Raw genomic sequence first — 813 nt, 5'->3', positions numbered from 1 at the left:
GCTGAAGTGTTTTTGAGGGAAGGTGGTCAAAATTATGACATCATCGAATGGACGCAAGAAGATATTTTGCAAGATGTTATTGATCAATACGAACGTCATCTACATTTTTTAAATCTAGTTAGAACCAAGAACCAATAGATAAAAAACCGCCCAGAAGGGCGTTTTTTTATTCATAGTTAAATTAGGCCGGTATAGAAGCAACTTTATCTTCACGGTCCCAATAACGGTGATTCTGTATCGCTGTTTTAAATTGATCACTGACATCTTTGAAACTTTGTGAAGTGAAAAGCGCAGCATCTTGAGTCAGATTAAGCTCTTTAATTAAAGCCTCTTTATCACCCAATAAAACTATAGGTTTAAGATGCTTAAATGTTTCCAATACATAATGTTTGGCTACACCATCATTCAGGAATTCATCTAAATTATCTCCATCAACAACAACGACAGCATCGTAGGTAACTGAAGGTTCGCCATTCTGACGTCCATCCACTGCAATTTCTTTACCATCGTTAGATTTAACTGGCGCTGCATTAGGGGCTAAAACTTCAACTACAGCACTTTCTGATTCGCCCCAAGTCTTGATTGCATCGATAGATGAAGCATTTGCACCGTTGTGTACCAGTAGTGCAATTTTACGTTGCTTAATATCAGATGCAGGGTATGCCAATGTACTTAAGTGATCAGATTTAGCGACGGCAGCTTTCTTAACCGATTTACTTTGCTTAGTCGGAGCATCTAACCCCAATTCTTTTGCTACAAATTGAGCTAAATCCAAGTCAATATTTGCAAGCACCTCATTTACGACCCGTTCTC

At 38.4% G+C, this 813-nt stretch carries 1 protein-coding gene and 1 pseudogene; one reads left to right on the top strand and one right to left on the bottom strand.

Going from position 1 to position 813, the window contains the following annotated elements:
- A partial coding sequence (locus AVJ20_RS18825; RefSeq protein WP_228157257.1) for a hypothetical protein occupies positions 1 to 138 on the top strand: 138 nt, incomplete at its 5' end.
- A 43-nt stretch (positions 139 to 181) separates the two neighbouring features.
- Here AVJ20_RS18825 and katE read toward each other — a convergent pair.
- Positions 182 to 813 (bottom strand): annotated as a pseudogene (katE, locus tag AVJ20_RS18045) (catalase HPII); the annotation flags it as partial.

This window comes from Acinetobacter sp. CFCC 11171, assembly GCF_003268405.1.
In the GTDB taxonomy this organism is placed as follows: domain Bacteria; phylum Pseudomonadota; class Gammaproteobacteria; order Pseudomonadales; family Moraxellaceae; genus Acinetobacter; species Acinetobacter amyesii.
This window is presented reverse-complemented; position numbering and strand designations above follow the sequence as displayed.